This window comes from Embleya sp. NPDC005575, assembly GCF_040605455.1.
GTDB lineage: Bacteria > Actinomycetota > Actinomycetes > Streptomycetales > Streptomycetaceae > Embleya.
The window spans coordinates 55,770-73,084 of the sequence record NZ_JBEXCV010000026.1; the positions used below are offsets into that span (position 1 = coordinate 55,770).

A 17,315-nucleotide genomic window follows, 5' to 3' on the forward strand; every position below is an offset into this window, starting at 1 on the left:
ATGCGCGGACCCCTCGCGCTGCTCGCGTCGCTGACGATCGCCGCCACACTCGCCGGATGCGGCCTGGGCGACGGCGAGGGCCGGGAGAGCGCTCGACCCTCGGGGCAGCCGGCCCCCACCCGGGGCCCCGTCGCGACGGCCAAGGCGACTGCGACCTACCCGCAACCCTCCGTCACCACCTCGCCGTTGCCGGCGCTGGTCGGACGAACGGGCACCCCGGCCGCCTCGCTTCCGGCGCCAACCCAGGTCGACGGGCGCGACGCGACCGCCGTCGCCCGAGCCGTGGTGCAGACGATGTGGACGGTGGACACCACCATCGACGCGACCCGATGGGACGCCGCTCAGCGCGCCGCGCCGTTCCTGACGCCGCGGTACGCGGAAAGTCTGCGGCTGAGTCCGCAGGTCGCCGCGCCGGGAGGAACCTGGTCGACCTGGGCCGAGCACAAATCCGTCACCGCCGTGGCCGCCGCGTCCGCCGACGACCTGGGCAAGCCGGAGGACACGGAGACCTCGGCCTTTCACGCGTTCACCCTGACCGTCACACCCACGGGCCGGGACGGCTGGCGCGGACCGGCCCTGACCACCACCGTGTTCGTCTCGTTGGAGCGTGCCTCGGCCGCTCAGCCGTGGCGGGTGTCCTCGGTCCAGGCCGGCGACTGAAACCGGGTGGGGCGCCCGAGCGCGGTGCGCCCGTGCACAGCCGTCGCACGACATCGGTATCGGCTTGCCCAGTCGAGGGTCGCGAAGGTTGTCGGCCCGAACCCGACCGCCTAGCGTCGGCAGGGAATTCGACGGCGCCCCGGCGCCGATCTCGGACATCAAGCACAGCGCAGGAGTACACCTTGGCCTCTCGGCGTTTCCTGAGAAGCCGCCGGGCGCTGTCGACGCTCGCCTCGATGCTCTTGACCCTCGGCGCGGCAACCGGCTGCACGACAATGGGCGATGGGCAACCTTCGGCCGGGGAACGCAATCCCTTGGCGGCTCCGCCGCCGGTCGCCTCCTCGTTGTCGGTGCCACCGACCTTCGACGGCAAGCGGGGTTGGCGCAACGACGAGACGAACCGCGCCTACGCGCTCGCGCCTCGGGCGGGCTTCCTCCTCGATGTGTACGCCGGGAGCGACGAGTTCGGGGCGAAGCCGGAATCCCCGGCGAGCGGCGCGCCCACTCCCGGCGGCGCCGAGGACGCGCACGTCCCGTTGTCCACGGCGGGCCCCACGGACGCGAAGCAGAAGGCGAACGGAACCGTCCTGATCGCCCGCGGCGCGGACAAGGGAACCGTGGTCTGGTCGTCCATCCCGCTGCGGAAGCTGTCGATCGAACGGGCTCCGCGGTTGCGCGTGATCAACACGGACCAGGGCGAGTTCGCGGTCCTGGTGCGCTTCGGCGTGGTTCCCGGAAGCGGCCTCGTCCGCTCTCGCCGGCTCACCGTGGTGGACACGTTCCCGGTCACCTCCTCGGGGAACACGGTCGCACCGACGCAGCATCTCGAGCGTGAGACCCCGGGTGAATTCGGCGGTGCCGGCATCTCGATCGGCGACGGCGGGGTGCTCTTCCTGGGTAATCGGGTGGAGAACCCCGGGGAAGGCGCCATCGAGGTCGAACCGGCGACGCTGTGGAATCCGACGACGGGTGCGAGCAGCACCGTGCCGGCGGGAGAGCGACGTCTTTCGCAGGTGTGCGAGGAAGACGCCGCCGATGGTTGCACCGTGCGGGACGTGCCGGTCTCCATCATCGCGGCCGGTGTGCTGACCGCCGAGACACCGGCCCGTCCCTGGGGTCGATTCGCTCTCGTCGGTGGTTGGAACAGTTCCCGAATCGGTCCCGACGGACGCACCCGCGGCACGCTGTTGGGCACCTTGCCGGGGGCGATGCTCGTCGCCTGGGCCGGCGCGAACGGCAAGCCCACGCTGTACGCCGTGCACGATCCCGCGTCGGGCGCGGTTTTGTTCTCCGAGCGCTGTTCCGCTCCCGGCGGTGGGGATTTCGACCCGCAGGGGCTGCGTTCGCTCTTCGCCGCCTCCCCCGGCGGGCGCTACGTCGTGGCGGGTTCGCTGGCGCTCGATCTGTCCGCACGCACTCTGGCATGCCTGGCCGGCGACCACGACCATCGTGGCGTCGAGCTGGGCGCGGTGGGTGACGACGGCGTCGCCTTCGGCTCGTTGCTCGCCGACGGCCGGGTGCCTCGGGAGGGCGAAGAGGCGACGGTCACCAAGGAACCGGCGCTCGTGCGGGTGGCCGCGCGCAGGATCGAACCGCTTCCCGCGGGAACCGCGATCCCGGACCGGCTCACCGCCTCGGGGGCGGGGTTGTTCACGTTGTCCGTCCAACGCGAGGAGGACCCCACTTCGTCGGCGGCGATCGCGATGTATCCGGCCGCACCGGGTTCGACCGCGAGCGCCGCGCCATCGAGGTGAACCCCTTTCTCACCCACCGCACCGGCGGCCGGTCCCACCGGGAACCGGCGGCACGTCTTTCGCAACATCCGAGCGTCGACGCTCACGCCGGCCGACTTCGGCCGCGTACTCGCTACCCAAGGATCGTGGACCGGTCCGTGTTCCAGGGAGAAGCCCCATGTCCCAGCGCTCTGCGCCCGACTCGCCGACCCCGTCGTCGGCCAAGGAACCCGATCCCGAGCAGCAATCCGCCACACCGCGCGAAAGCCGGCTGTCCCGCCTACCCGGCCTGTCCCGCCTGCGCCTGAACCGTAACCGTCCGACCGCGATCATCGCGATCGGCGCGGCCGTCTCCGTCGTCGCCGCCTCGGTGGTCGTCGGCATCGGCGCGGCGGGGGCCGATTCCGACCTCTCGGACATCGGCGCGTGGCTGCCCAGCGGCGGAAAGAACATGGTCGTCCACGTCAACGGCCTGACCGGGCGCGTGGATGCCCGGATCACCCTGCCGGGCGGTCAGGACCCCACCACCTTGCAGGTGAGTACGGACGGCAAGACCGTCCTGGTCCTCAATCAGCGGACCGGGCAGCTCAACCAGATCGACCCCCGCCAACTCACCGTCGCCCAGAGCTCACCGGACGGAACTCCCAACCAGGACATCGCCACCGGCGGCGGAAACGCGTGGCGCATCACCCCCGGCAAGGGGGAAGTGCAGCGCATCGACCCGCGCCCGACCACCGACGCGGCCAACGCGCTCGGCTCGTTCGCCACGATCGGCCCGCCGATCGTGTTCCAGGACGCCCAAGGGGCACCGATCCCGCTGGGCAAGACCCAGGCGGACGCCGACGGCACCCTGTGGGTGCCCCTGTCGGCCACCGGCGAGGTGGTGCCGGTGCGTGGCTCCGACCGGGGCGCGCCGATCAAGGTCGCCGAGCCCGGACATCAACTGTTGTTGACCCTGGTCAAGGCCGCGCCTCCGTCGAACGAGGGCGGGCAGAAGTCGGGCGCGGACCGGGTGTTGGTCACCGACGTGAGCGCCGGCAAGGCCGTGACGCTGTCCCAGACCGGCGTCGCGAGCACCTTCAAGCTGCCGACGGACATGACCAAGGGCGCACCGGACAAGTTCCTGGTGCCCGGCGTCAACGAGGGGGCGGTCGTGCCCTTCCTGGCCTCGGACACCGGCTCGTTGATCCTCGTGGACGTCAACAGCGGCTCCGTGCAGGCGACTCCGATCCAGACCGGGAAGCACACCTACGGAAGCCCGTCGGTACTGGGCGCGAAGGTCTACGTGCCGGACTACGACGCGGGCGCGCTGCTCGTCTACAACACGGTCCAGGCCAAATTCGAGGAGCCGATCAAGGTCACCGGCGTCAAGGGGAAGCTGGAGACGTACGTCAACAACGGCCTCCTGTGGGTGAACGACCAAAACAGTGCGGAGGCGGCTGTCGTCGACGTGCAGGGTCGCATCCACCGGATCGGCAAGGACGGCGAGCCGGGTGCGGACGGGGTGCCGGGCGACCAGTCGACACCGACCCGGAGCAAGGCACCGGGTACCGGCGCGACCACTGCCCCACCGAGCACTCCACCCACGCAACCGTCCCCCGAGGACCAGCAGTTGCCGGGTGGTGGTGGTGAGGTGCCGCCGCAGGATGTGCCGGGCGACGATCCGGCGCCGGGGAACGACGCGCCGAAGCCCATCCCCCGGCCGTCCGCGACCGGGTCCCCACAGGCACCCGCACCGGTGCCCACCGAAACCGCGCCGAAGGATCCGATCGAGGTGCCCAAGCCGCAGTCCCCGCGGCCGACCGCGCCCGGGGCCCGTACGCCCACCGCATCGGTGCCCGGAACCGCGCCGGCCACGAGCAAGCCGACCGGTACCGCGGGCCCGACCGACTCCGGCCGACCCTCCACCACCGCGCCGTCCACTCCGCCCGAGATGAAGGCCCCCGGCACCCCCAAGGCCACGTCGAGCCAGGGCAAGATCACTCTGACGTTCACGCCCTCGGACGGCGCCTCGCCCACCCGATACACGCTGGGCAATGTGACGGCCGGACTGAGCGTCACCCCCGATGCGATCGGTCCCGGTGGCAGCATGAAGTTCACCGTCTCCGGTGGTGAGTGCGGCAAGGAGTACAAGTTCTTCGTCAGCGCCGAATACGCCGGCCGAAAGACGATGAACTCCGGTTGGTCCAAGCCCATCCAACCGTGCGTCAAACCGCCCCAGCCGGCCGACGTCTCGGTCGCCCAGGCAAACGGTGGCCACGGCGCGACGTTGAAGTGGACCGTGCCCAAGGGCACCGACCCCAAGACGACATATCAGGTGAAGGTGGCCAACCGGGCACCCGTGACGGTCTCCGCGACCACGTATGTCGTCACGGACCTCAAGAACAGCGCCGAGTATCAGGTCACCATCACCGCGAAGAACGCCGCCGGCAGCGGCACCGCCACCACGACGATCGACCTGACCCCGCCGGCGCGCACGTACAAGGTCGGCCCCAACCGGAGCAACTCCATCGGCATCGGCATCCACGCCGGTCCACGGATCGACGCCGCCACCCGCAGGGGTGAGATCGGCGCCAACTACACCGGCAGCATCACCGTGCAGTGCCAGATGAGGGGCGAGAACGTGACCCGCACCGCCACCAGCGTGCACAGCAGCATCTGGGACCTGGTCGTCTACACCGGCCCGGGCAAGAGCGCCACGGGTTACGTCAGCGACCTGTACATCCGAACCCCCCAGACCGACAACGGAACGTTCTCGCCTCCGCTCTGGGAGTGCGAGTAGTCCTGCGGCTTCACCCATCGTGTGTTCACTCGCGGGCGGCGGGCCCTCATCCTCCCGCCGCCCGCCGTTCCACCCTTCTGGAGCACCGTGACCCAGCAGCTCGCCACCTCGGTGAACGGCAACCCGCCGGCCGAGGCCCCCCAGTTCCACGCCGGCGACGCCTTGCGGCTGTTTCGAGAGTGCTTCCGCGCGCTCGGGGACAACATCGAACGGGTCGTCGTCGGCAAGCGCGATGTCGTGGACCTCGCGCTGACCGCCTTGTTCGCCGAGGGCCACCTGCTCGTCGAGGACGTGCCCGGCACCGGAAAGACCACCCTCGCCCGGGCGATTTCCGCCTCCATCGACGCGTCGTGGCATCGCATCCAGTTCACCCCGGACCTGTTGCCGTCCGACATCACCGGTGTGTCGATGTTCCGCCAGACGACGAACACCTTCGAATTTCTTCCTGGTCCGGTCTTCGCCCACGTGGTGATCGGCGACGAGATCAACCGCGCCTCGCCCAAGACCCAGTCGGCGATGCTCGAAGTGATGGAGGAGGGCCGGATCACCGTCGACGGGATCACCCACGAGGTCCCGCGCCCGTTCATTGTCATCGCGACGCAGAACCCAGTGGACATGTCCGGGACCTACCCGTTGCCCGAGGCACAGTTGGACCGCTTCCTGATGCGCGTCACCGTCGGCTATCCCGACCTCGCCTCCGAGATCGCGGTCGCCTCGGGCGCGGGCGGCGGTGCGACCATCGAGAGTCTTCCGGTGATCGCCACGGCGCAGCACATCGAGGAGTTCGTCCAGGTGGCCCGCCACCACGTGAGCGCTGCCGAGCCGGTCGTCGACTACGCCGTGCGTCTTGCCCGCGCCACCCGCGAGAGCGCGCACACCAGGCTGGGTGCCGGCCCGCGCGGCAGCGTCGCCCTGGTCCGGGCGGCGCGGGTACGCGCGGCCTCGCAAGAGCGCGGCCACATTCTGCCCGAGGACGTCAAGGTGTTGGCCCGACCGATCCTCACCCACCGTCTGCTCTTGGCCCCGGACGCCGAACTGGGCGGTGTCACGGCCTCCGACGTGCTCGACGAGATCCTGGATCGGGTGCCGGCTCCGCAGCCGACCGCCACGAAGGGTCACGCTTGATGCTCTCCACCGGCGGTCGCGGAATGCTCGCGGCGGGTGCGGCCCTGTGTGGAGTGGGCTGGGGACTGGGATACGGCGAGGCCCGGGTACTGGGGGTAGCCGCACTCGCCGCCGTGGCGCTCGCCCTGGCCTGGACGGCGCCACGTCCCTCGGTCCGGGCCCGACGTACGGTCGTACCCGTCAAGGTCGCGCGTGGCGATGCCGCGCACGCGGTCGTGGTGCTCGTCAACACCGGGACCCGGCCACTGCGCGGCCTGCGCGCACAGGATCACGTCGCCGGAGAGGCGGTGTATCCGGCCACCCTGCCGGTGGTGCCCCCGGGGGCGGAGGTCAGCGCCCGTTACCCGTTGCCCACCCACGTCCGCGGGCCGGTCGCGGTCGGTCCCATGTCGTTGGTGCGAAGCGACCCGTTCGGCCTGAGTCGGCGGACGCGCGAACACGGCGCGGTCGAGACCCTGTTGGTCCGCCCGCGCACCGTCCCGTTGCCGGTGCTGCCGGCCGGCCGCACCCACCATCTGGAAGGGCCCACTTCGGACACTGCCGAGGACGGGACGCTGACCTTCCACTCCCTGCGCGAGTACACCCTCGGCGACGATCTGCGGCGTGTGCATTGGCGTTCGACCGCGCGTACCGGGGTGATGATGGTCCGGCGGATGATCGACGTGAGCCTGCCCGCGACCACGATCGTGCTGGACACCGCTCCTGGCTCGTACTCCGGCAGGCCGCCGTGGTCGACGGCGTCCGAGACGTTCGAATCGGCGGTCGAGGTGGCCGCGTCGGTGGCCGCCGCCGTGGCCGGGAAGAACTTCCCGCTGCGCGTGTTCACCGGCGCCGGGCCACTGACGAACGCACGTGATCGCGAGCCCGGTTCGGGTCGACTGCTCGATCTGTTCGCGTTGGTCGAGGCCGACGCGTCGCACTCGCTGCGCGACACGTTCGACATCCTGGAGCGAGGTCGCGACAGTGACACGCTCGTGGTGGTCACCGGCGTCGAGTCGGCTTCCGAGTTGGAGGCACTGGGACGGGTCACGCGCCGCTTCGACCGGGTGCTCCTGGTTCGGGTCGCCGCGCCCGGTGGCCCGCCGCCGCCCGCCCTGCCGTTGCCCACGCAGGTGACCAGGCTGCTGGTCACCGACCTGGAGGAGCTGGCCCGCGCGTGGCACCGCGAGGCGGTGCGATGAGCGGCCCCGGCATTCACCGTCGCGGGTGGTCGTTGGTCGCCACCACCCTGGCCGCGCTGTGCGTGGGCCTGGCGTTCCGGCGGGTGTTCGAATCACGCGAGGTGTTGCTCGTCACGGTTCTGTCCGCGATCGTGCCCACCTTCGTGGTGGCCGCCTGCTCCGGTGGCCCGAAGCGTTTCGTGGTGGACGCGGAACAAGCGCGCGCGACCAGGCCGTTGTGGCCCTCGGTGGTCCTGTCCGCGCTGGCTTGGCTGCTCGTCGTGTCCGGGACGCTCTTCCGCGATCGCGCGGTGGGGTACGTGGTGCCCACCCCCGGCGGTGTGCGTGACATCGGCGCCGCCGTCGTCAACGCGCCCAAGTCGATCCTGACCACCGTGCTGCCCGCTCCCCCCGATGGGGAACTGCTCGTCCTGGTGTCGGTATGCGTGTGGGTCGCGGCCTTCGCGTCGGCCGAGCTCGCGCTGCGCACCGCCACCGTGTCGCTGCCCGCCCTGCCCGCACTGCTCGCCGTCGTGGTCCCCGTCGTGCTGGGCGTCGGTGGGCCCGGTTCCAATGTCCCGGTGATGATCGCCATGATCGGCGCCATCGGATTGCTGCTGCTGATCCGGGCACCCCAACGGCGACCTCCGATGGGCACGGCGCTGGTCGGCGCGCCGATCGTGGTCGCGCTGGCGTGCGTTGCCGGCCTGCTCGGTCCCGATCTGCCCGGCACCCGCGACCGGCGTCCTCCCGATCTGCGCGACCTGGTCGAGCTGCCGCCTCCGCAGCGGTTGACCGGCATCAGTCCGCTGGATCGCATCTCCGCGTGGCTGATGTCCCCCGACCAGCCGATGTTCAGCGTGGACGGTCCCAGTGCGCCCGACCGCTACTGGCGCCTGACGGTGCTCGATCGCTACGACGGGTCGAGTTGGTATCCGGTGCGGGACCTGCGGGCCACCGCGGGCCGGGTGCCGGACTCGCCCGACGGCCGGCCGGCCGTCCTGACCTCGGTGGTCAATCACGTGACCCTGCGCGATCTGGGCGACATCTGGCTGCCCGCGAGCGATCGCCCCACCGGAGTGGACGCACCGGGTCTGCGGTTGCGGGTCGATCCGGTCAGTGGGGTGATCGCGAGTGGTTCGGGCCTGCGCTCGGGTACCCGGTATCGGATCGACGCGCGCATTCCCGCGCTGGATCCGGACCGCCTGCAGTACCTTCCGGCGGCACACGATCCGGCGAACACGGTCCTGCCCGAGAGCGATGCGGTGGGACGACCGATTCCGGCCCTGGAGGCACTGCGGGCGAAGGCCGTCCTGGCCACCTCGGGCAGCACGTTCCCGTATCAGCAGGCCCTGCGCCTGGCCCAGTGGCTGCGCGCCAGCCCCCACCGCTACGACATCGCGGCGGTCCCCGGACACTCGTACCGCAACCTCCAGTTCTTCCTGGAGACCTCCAAGGAAGGCACGTCGGAGCAATTCGCCACCGCCTTCGCGGTGATGGCGCGCACGCTCAATCTGCCCACCCGAGTGGTCGTCGGCTTCTCGGCCGGACGCGAGGGCGCGAACGGGGTCCACGAGGTGCGCAGCGGTGACGTACTCGCCTGGCCGGAGGTCGAGTTCGAGGGGGTCGGCTGGGTGCCCTTCTTCCCCACCCCGGGGCAGGCCACGGATACGGGTGCGCACAAGCAGGCCCCGGAGCAGAAGGCGCCCACGAGCAGTACGCCGGCCAAGCCGATCACCCGAGCCGAGAAGGATCGCCAGATTGCCGGTCAATCCCGATCCGGGCCCGCGCCCGACCCCGCGACCCCCGTACGCTCGCACCGGGAGAGGACCCGCTGGGAGTTGTTCGCCGCGGCGGGCGCGGGCGTGGGCGTCGTCGGATACCTGGTGTCGGCCTGGCTCGGCCCGGTCCTGGCCCGGCGGCGGCGCCGCCGGGGAGGGCCGCGCGAGCAGGTCATCGGTGCCTGGCGACAGATCAACGAGGACCTGGTGGGCGCCGGGATGCGCACGAGTGAATCGCTGACGGTCGGCGATGTCGCCGATTACGGGGCGACCAGACTGCCGAGCGAGGCAGCCGATCGGCTGCCCGGACTCGCCGCCCTGGTCAACGACATCGCCTATGGCGAACGCACGATCGACCAGGCGGACGCGGATGCCGCGTGGCGGGATCGGGCGATCGTGGCCGGCGCCGTCCGGCGGCTCGACGGGCGGCCCCGCGCCCACGTCAGGGCCGGTCACAGGATGCGCCCGAGTTCGGTGGCGCTGGTATTCCGATCGCCCGACAGGGGACGAGAGTGAGCTCAAGCGTGACCATCGACGGACGCGGCACCTCGAACTCGGCGGACCCGACCCGGGACGACCCGTCGGGCAGCGGACCCGCGTTGCACGAACCCAGGTGGTGGCGATACGTCCGCGACAGCTCGCCGACACCGCCACAGGATGCGGATGCGGGCGCGGACGCGGGATCGGCACCGACGGGACTCTCGCCCGCGGGTGGCGTCGCGGACGGGGACGCGGGCCATACGCAGTTCGCGCCCGCGGTCGAGGCGATCGGCAGCGGGCCGCAGGAGTCCGCGCCCGACGTGGACAATGCCGCGTCGGTCCGGATCCCTCCCCCGCCGCCTCGGAATCCGCCTCCGGCGCGCGAGCCGGAACCCGTGCGCGAGACGCCCTCGTCGCCGGAGGAAGGACCCTTCGCAGTCAAAGGGGATACGACCTACGCGCCGCTCTCGCAGGCAATGGACCCCGAGGCCGACCATCACCCGATACCCGCCGCCGAGGCGTGGCCGGCCGCCGCCGAACCGGACGTCGGAACCGAGCCCGAATCCCGCTCCGCTGTCGAGGCGCCGGCGAAGCCGGAACCGGCCGAGGAGTTCGGCTGGGACTTCCGCCAAGCCTCGACCGAGTCGGTGGACTGGTTCCCCGCGCCCAAACGCCGTCCGCGCTGGGTCGTGTTTGTGCTCGTCGGTCTGGTCGTGATGGTGATCGCCTCGGCCTGCATCCTGGTCCTGGCCGGCCGGAAGGAGCAGCCCGTGGCGCAGCCCACCACCGCTCCCCCGGTGCCGGCGACCGTGATGGCACCGGACGCGGCGGCGCCGTACCGCCCCCAGGGGGTCTCGGTGAAGTCGTTCGAGGGGCGGCTGCTGGTCTTCTGGAAGCTTCCGCAACGCACCGACCTGATCGTCGGGTATCTCGTCGTCGCGCAGAGCCGGGACGGCACCGTGCAAAAGACCGAGGTGCCGCGCGCCGGCGAGTTGACCGCGGTGTTGGCCGGCGCGCCGGTCGGTCCGAACTCGTGCGTCGTGGTCACGACACTCGTCAGCGGTACGCCGAGCATGATGATGTCCCGCTCGGACCCGGTGTGCCCGCGGCCCTCGGCGAACAGGTCCGAGGCGCCGGCGACCGCCGGTTCCGCCGGCCCGAGCGAACCGGGAGCCTCTCGTGAGTGACAACGCCGCCGTCCCCGCGTGGCCCGTCGTCCTGATCGCATTGGGCGCGGACCGAACCGTGGAGATCGACGGGCTGCCCGTCCCGGTGAATCCCGGCCGCGACCCCAGGGACGTGGCGCTGGCGGTCGCCGCGGAAACCGCCCGGACTCTCGGTCGCGCGGTACGTGTACAGGCCGTCGAGCCGGACGGCACGACTTTCCCGCTGATCGTCGACCCGCGGGGCAACGTCGTCCAGGCCGGGGATCCGTTGCTGCCCGGCAAACCCTCTCGGCGCGGCCGGGGCCTGCGCCGCGGACGATCCGATGCGTCGCCGAGGCCGGATCACCGGCGCGCGGGTACGCAGCGGGCCGGTGAGGTCCGGGGCCGCCCGGCGCACTCGCCGGCGTACGAACCATCGGCGTGCGAACCGCCGGCGTACGAACCATCGGCGCTGTCCGGTCAGCCGACCGACGACGGGCCGCCGGCCGGACTCTCGCCGACGTCCGAGCAGGCACGCGCCCTGGCGGTGATCGCACGTGCGCTCGACCGGGGCGAGCCGGACCGGGCGCTGATCGTCGCCAAGACCATGGCGAGGACAGCCTCGCAGTCGGATGACATCGGCGCCGTCGTGGCCACGCAGGAGATCTACGCCTATGTGGCCGTGTTGGCCGACCGGCTCGAACTGGCGGCCCGGCTCTACGCCGACGCGCTCGCGCTCTGCGACTCGCACCCGGTGGATCGAGACGGCTGGCGGGACCGGTTGGCCGAGAACACCGACCGGTGTCGGGCGCGCGTGGATCTCGACCACGGGGCGCGGGCTTGACCGGCCCGCGTCCCTCGTCGACTCAGGATCGCGTCGCGGTGTGCCCCTCGGTTGCCGTGTCGAGGGCGCCGAGGGCGCCCGTCTTCAGGGCGAGCCACAGGTCGATCTGGGTGGCGGGGCAACCGATCAGGCCCATACCCAGCCGCTCCTCGATCCGGACCAGGCGCTTGCGCACTCCCGGCGCGGAGATCGCCAGGGCCGCGGCGGTCGGCTCGATGCGCGCGTCGCAGTCGAGCCAGGTGCGCAGGGTTTCCACGTCGTGTGACCGCGACGCCAGCGGGCCGACCCGTTCCTCGGCCCAAACCCGAACCCGGGGCATGGCCAGAAGATCCTCGACGGTCACGGCCTCGTCGGCCGAACCGGCCCCCACCACCCCGGGCCGGCCGCCGGCGTCCCGCTCCGGCGCGGGGTGCAGCGCCAGGATCCGCAACGCCAGGGACAGTTCGGCGCGCACGGCCAGCGCATCCAGATCCACCTCCAAGAGCGCGGCCACGCTCTTCAAACGCGCGATCAAGGTGTTGCGGTGCACGTGCAGCCTGCGCGAAGCCCGTCCGCCCAGGCGCAGCCAGGTCTCCAGGGTGGCGGTCAACTCGTCGGCCCCCGGATCGGCGCGCCGGGTCGGCCGATACGTTCGCAACGGCGCGAGCCGCCGCCGCGCCCAGGCCGAGCCGGCGCGGCCGATCAACTCTTCCGGTGTCGCGTGTTCGCCGAACGCGACCACCCGATCCGTACCGACCGGAGCTCGCGACAACGCCTGGGCGGCCTGCTCGTACGCCACCGAGGTGTATTCGAGTGCGAACGCGTCGCCGACCCCGACGAAGACGTCGACGAACTCCCGGGCCAGCCGATCGGCCACCCGGTGAGCCGCCTCGGGGCGCTGCTCCCGGGCGTCACCGCATTCCGACGTCGTCGGCGCCCTCCCGTCCACGGGGATGAGCAACACCAGGCAATCGGAGCACGTCAGGTCCGGCGCCCATCGGATGCCGGCGTCGGCCAGCCGGTGCGCCGCGCGCTCGATGCCCCGGCGCCGCTCTTCGGGGAACCGGACGACGAGCACGCTCACCACATCGGGAAGCGGGGAGCCCATGGCCAGCGCGACGTCTCTGGCCGTCGCGGTATGGCCGGCGCTCAGCAGTCGCAGCACCGCCTGCCGGCTGCGCGCGTCCGCCTCGGTGATCCGTGCGCGCTCGGCGGCCGTTCGCTCCGCGTTCCAGGCCCAACCGAGAACGGGCACCGCATCGGCGAGCAGACCTCCGGTGCGGTCGACGCCGGCGCCGCGGCCGACGATGTGCAGCGTCCCCTCGGGTGCCTCCCGCTCACCCATCGGCCCCAGGGCGATGGAGTGGCCCGTCCCCGCGCGCTCGCCCACGTCGCGCGTCGCGGGGTGGCCGGTCGCCCCGAACGCCTCGTGCTGCAAGGCCCCTTCGCGGTCCACGATCCGCATGTGTGCGCCGGTGCGATGGGCGAGCCAGCGCAGCAGATCGCGGGCCCCGTTCGGGCCGGCCGCCAGCCGTTGCGCGGTGAGCAGGTCGCGAACGCGTCGCTCGGCCGCGTGCTCGCCGTCGGTGTCCGGGTGAAACGGGTCGCCGTACAGGTCTTGGCGGGCGTCGGCGAGCGGAGTGGTCCGCTCGGGACGCCCCTCGGCGAGGCCGGGACGACTCGTCCGGCTCCGGTGGAGGACCTGGCTCTTCTCCACGTACGTCGCGCTCATTACCGCCCCCGTTCGTCCGGCCGATCACGGAGCGGGCATGCGTCGGGTGGACCGTCCGGGACCGATGTGGTTCCCGAAGCCATGACCCGCGCCGTATAAGGCACATTGCTCGGAATTTTTTACCGCCGCCGGAACTCGGATAAGGTCGAGTGCGTTATCCAACTCGGGTATACCCGTGGGTAATATGGGCTTCGTAATTCCACCTTCACAGCCGCATGGAATTCACCGTGAGCAAATTCGGTCGAGACTGTTTCGTGATGTCTTGCCGGTGCCGAAGGGCTGCGGCGGCGTGCCGCCCGCCGGTCCGGACGAGGCTCCTCGCGCGACGGCACCCCGGGCGTCCCCCGGGACGGCCGGGGCAGGGCGGCAGATCGCGGACCTGCGCCCGCCTCCGAGGACGCGGTGTGGTGTGGCGCGGTGGTCGATATTCTCCACCGGTCACGGGCCGCACATAAGGCGTCACCCGCGCGCACTCTCGGATATGTAATTCCACTCACACACCGTGCCGTCGCGGATGCGCTGTGGAAATGGTCGGCCCGGCACGGCCGATATCTATGATTCCGCGCATGCGCTGCCGCGAGGACACGGGCTACCGGTGTGTATACCCGAGACGGTTCAGCGACTCGATCTTGCCGCGCACCGATACGCGGCGAGAATCTGCCCCCGGACTCCGTCATCGGACGGGTCGTCGCATATCACCCACTTCGGGGAGCCTTTCAGTGCAACGCAGCCTTATCGGTTCGGTCGCCACCGGCCTGGGGGTGGGCGCCCTGGCGCTCATCGGGCCGATCCTGGTCGCCGGATCGGCCCACGCGGCCGACGACGCCAAGAACAACTGCGGGTCGGCCCGCGTCGAATGGTCGATCGACGGCGGAAAGACGTGGTCCTCGGCGGGCCTGTTGGGCGCGCTCGCCACCAAGGTGAGTGTGCGCATCGTGGGCGAGGTACCCAAGTCGTGCTCGTACAAGGTCTCGCTCGCCGCCTACAGCGCGGACGGGTCCACCTGGAAGACCTCGGGCACCCAGCGCTATCTCGGCTCCAAGACCGTGACCCTCGATCGTGACCACAAGAGCGCCGCACTCGACATCTCCAAGCACGCGCCGCCCTGCTTCGGGCAGATCGACCTGTACGGCAACGACAAGGTCTTCGACGGGAAGGCCAATCCGCTGCCGCACTACCCCGACGCCAAATATCCGCTCGACATGATCGCCGGTTGGAACGGCGGCAAGGCGTGCGCCCCACCGACGACCAAACCGCCCACGACCGCACCGCCCACCACGACGCCGCCCAGCACGGCGCCGCCGACCACCGCGCCCCCCACGACCGCACCGCCCACCACGCCGCCGACCACCGCGCCGCCGTCCAAGTCCGCGCCGCCGACCAGCACGCCCGAAGCCACGCCCTCGGACGAGCAACGGCCGCCCTCCACCGCCGCGAACGTACCCGGTCGCCTCGCTCAGACCGGCGCGAGCAGCGGCATCGGCCGAATCGCCGGCGCCTCCGCGGCCGTCCTGGTCGCCGGTGTGGGCGCCATGCTGCTACTGCGCCGCCGACCGAACAACTCCCGCTGACGCAGGGACCGTTCGCCCCGTCCCGAGCGGAAGGAGCGAACGCTCGCATGCCGGCCTCATCCGGAATACGCGAATGCGCCGCCGCCCCTCGCCCTCGGCGAGGCGCTGCCCTATGCTCCCGACGTCGCCCCGCATCGGTGTCCTGATCGGGACCGCGGTCGAGTCCTCGGCGCCCGACAGGCGCCCCCCATACCCGTTGCGGTCGGACGACTTCGGTTGCAATCGAAGTACCGTGGAGGGCTTCTTGCGATTTCGTTCGCTCAAATTCGTGCTACCCGCCTTCCTGGTGGTCGGCGCCGCCGTGACCTTCGGCGTGGCCTCGGGTGACTCGGACAACTCCAAGGCCACAGTGCCCACCACCGAAAACGCCTATGTGAGCCAGGTGGCGCCGGCCAAGCCGCACGCCACGCAGACCTGGTTGTCGGTCTGTCCGGCGAACTGCGAGGGGGCCACCGCCTCCGAACGACGCGCGTTCGTCCGGTTCACCGTCGCAGGTGTTCCCGCGGGCGCGCGTGACGTGCGGTTGAGTCTGGATCTGTACTCGGCTCGAACCACCGACACGGCCGTGCGGGTACACAAGGTCAACGGCACGTGGTCCGCGACGAGCCTCACCTGGAACAAGCAACCCCCGTTCGGGGACATCGTGGGATCGCGCCAGGGCTTCACCGCCTCGCAGGTCGGCTCGATCGATGTCTCCGGCGCGTTCACCGGGAACGGTTCGTACAGCTTCGCGCTCACCGCGGCCGCGGGCGCGCAGGGGGTCTTCCAGTCCTCACGCGCGCAGGCCGACCAGGCTCCACGCCTGTCGGTGAGTTGGACCGACCCGACGGCCCCCAGCGCCGGACCGCTCCCCTTCGACATGCCGGCCGCGTCGACACTGCGCGCGAGCGACAGGAAGGTATACGCGCACTACTTCACCCCCTATCCCGCCTCGCTCGACAACAAGGAGCCCACCCAGGACTACTACACCCGCAACTACCTGACCCCGGGCGGCGAAAGCGGCAAGCACGCCGCCTACGGCGGACTGCTGCGCGACCGCCCACAACCCCGCCCGCCACTGGCCGGGGACTGGCAACTTCAGGACATGCAGCGCGAGATCCGTGACGCGAGCGCGGCCGGCATCGACGGATTCACCGTCGACGTGCTGTCCACCTCCAGCGCGCACTGGACCAGGCTCAAGACCTTGATCAAGGCCGCCGAGACCACCGATCCCGGCTTCTCGATCGTGCCGATGCCGGACATGACCTCCCTCAAGGACGTCACTCCCGCCGGCCTCGCCGCGTCGATGGCCGAGCTCACCGCCTCCAAGTCGCTCCGGCGTCTGGCGGACGGGCGCGTGGTGATCTCGCCGTTCAAGGCGGAGCAGCAAACCCCGCAGTGGTGGGCGGAGTTCGCCGCCGCGATGGACAAGACACACAAGACCAAGGTCGCTTTGGTCCCGGTGTTCCTGAACTTCTCGGCGAACGCGGACAAGTACGCCTCGGTCAGCTACGGGTTCTCCAGCTGGGGAAATCGCAGTCCCAACCGGCAGGTCAACATCCAGTCGGACATCGCCAAGGCGCACAGCCTCGGCAAGATCTGGATGCAGCCGGTCGCGGTTCAGGACGAGCGCCCCAACCAGGGCATCTACGACGAGGCGAACAACACCGAGAATCTGCGTACTTCGTGGGACAACACCATCAACGGCGGTGCCGACTGGGTGCAGCTCACCACCTGGAACGACTACTCCGAGGGCACCCAGTTCGCGCCCTCGGTCAATTCCGGGCACACCTGGGTCGACATCTCGGACTACTACCTCGTCCGCTTCAAGACCGGGGCCTGGCCGAGGATCGTCCGTGACACGGCGTACCTCACGCATCGCGTGCAGTTCGCCGCGGCCAGGCCCACCGCGAGCGCGCAGACGAAGATAATGGCGCCCAGGCCCGGGACGAACGCGCCCCGGGACACGGTGGAGGTGCTCACCTTCCTCACCGCGCCCGCGACGGTGAATGCCACCATCGGCGGCGGCAGTCAGCCCTACCAGGCCGCGGCCGGTATGCAGGCCCGGCTCTTCCCGCTGGCGATCGGCAACAACTCGGCGTCGATCGTCCGCAACGGCACCACCGTGGCCACCGTCACCTCCCCCAACCCGGTCAGGAAGGAGTTCGCCGCGCAGGACCTCGGATACCGAGGCGCGAGCAGCGGCCGGCCCGGCGCCGGCTGACGCCTCGCCGTCGGCAACATCGAGTTCGACAGGCGGGGCCGGGTCCGACGCGGACCCGGCCCCGCCGCGTCGGTCTCGGGCTGCGGGGACCGCGAGGTCGGGCGAAGGCCACGCACGACG

The 17,315-nt window shown here is 71.1% G+C and carries 11 protein-coding genes; 10 read left to right on the top strand and 1 reads right to left on the bottom strand.

What is annotated here, in order from left to right; translation table 11 throughout:
• The 8 genes from ABZS54_RS12030 to ABZS54_RS12065 all read left to right on the top strand — a co-directional run bounded on the left by ABZS54_RS12030 (position 1) and on the right by ABZS54_RS12065 (position 11,710).
• Complete coding sequence (locus ABZS54_RS12030) at positions 1-660, top strand: hypothetical protein (protein WP_355533819.1); 660 nt, start codon at positions 1-3, stop codon at positions 658-660.
• 236 nt (positions 661-896) lie between these two features.
• The gene (locus tag ABZS54_RS12035) at positions 897-2,414 is read left to right on the top strand and encodes a hypothetical protein (RefSeq protein WP_355533821.1); all 1,518 of its coding nucleotides are present in this window, start codon (positions 897-899) and stop codon (positions 2,412-2,414) included.
• 157 nt (positions 2,415-2,571) lie between these two features.
• Positions 2,572-5,175, top strand: coding sequence for a fibronectin type III domain-containing protein (locus tag ABZS54_RS12040; protein WP_355533823.1), 2,604 nt, complete (start codon positions 2,572-2,574; stop codon positions 5,173-5,175).
• A gap of 87 nt (positions 5,176-5,262) precedes the next feature.
• The gene (locus tag ABZS54_RS12045; protein ID WP_355533825.1) at positions 5,263-6,300 is read left to right on the top strand and encodes a MoxR family ATPase; all 1,038 of its coding nucleotides are present in this window, start codon (positions 5,263-5,265) and stop codon (positions 6,298-6,300) included.
• Positions 6,300-7,481: a DUF58 domain-containing protein gene (locus ABZS54_RS12050; RefSeq protein ID WP_355533842.1), complete on the top strand. Its 1,182-nt coding sequence runs from the start codon at positions 6,300-6,302 to the stop codon at positions 7,479-7,481. The genes ABZS54_RS12045 and ABZS54_RS12050 overlap by 1 nt, the downstream gene beginning before the upstream one ends.
• Entirely contained in the window at positions 7,478-9,757 is a 2,280-nt protein-coding gene (locus tag ABZS54_RS12055; RefSeq protein ID WP_355533826.1) for a DUF3488 and transglutaminase-like domain-containing protein, read from the top strand. Before ABZS54_RS12050 ends, ABZS54_RS12055 begins: the two co-directional genes overlap by 4 nt.
• A gap of 8 nt (positions 9,758-9,765) precedes the next feature.
• Positions 9,766-10,908: a hypothetical protein gene (locus ABZS54_RS12060; protein ID WP_355533828.1), complete on the top strand. Its 1,143-nt coding sequence runs from the start codon at positions 9,766-9,768 to the stop codon at positions 10,906-10,908.
• On the top strand, positions 10,901-11,710 hold the full coding sequence (locus ABZS54_RS12065) for a hypothetical protein (protein ID WP_355533830.1): 810 nt from the start codon (positions 10,901-10,903) through the stop codon (positions 11,708-11,710). Before ABZS54_RS12060 ends, ABZS54_RS12065 begins: the two co-directional genes overlap by 8 nt.
• Positions 11,711-11,732: 22 nt before the next feature.
• Here the strand turns inward: ABZS54_RS12065 and ABZS54_RS12070 are convergent, their stop codons facing one another.
• Positions 11,733-13,421, bottom strand: coding sequence for a helix-turn-helix domain-containing protein (locus tag ABZS54_RS12070; RefSeq protein WP_355533832.1), 1,689 nt, complete (start codon positions 13,419-13,421; stop codon positions 11,733-11,735).
• Between the two features lie 719 nt (positions 13,422-14,140).
• Between ABZS54_RS12070 and ABZS54_RS12075 the strand changes: the two genes are divergently transcribed.
• Positions 14,141-14,992: a hypothetical protein gene (locus tag ABZS54_RS12075; protein ID WP_355533834.1), complete on the top strand. Its 852-nt coding sequence runs from the start codon at positions 14,141-14,143 to the stop codon at positions 14,990-14,992.
• 244 nt (positions 14,993-15,236) lie between these two features.
• Positions 15,237-17,195: an endo-1,3-alpha-glucanase family glycosylhydrolase gene (locus tag ABZS54_RS12080; protein ID WP_355533836.1), complete on the top strand. Its 1,959-nt coding sequence runs from the start codon at positions 15,237-15,239 to the stop codon at positions 17,193-17,195.
• Positions 17,196-17,315 lie beyond the last annotated feature (120 nt).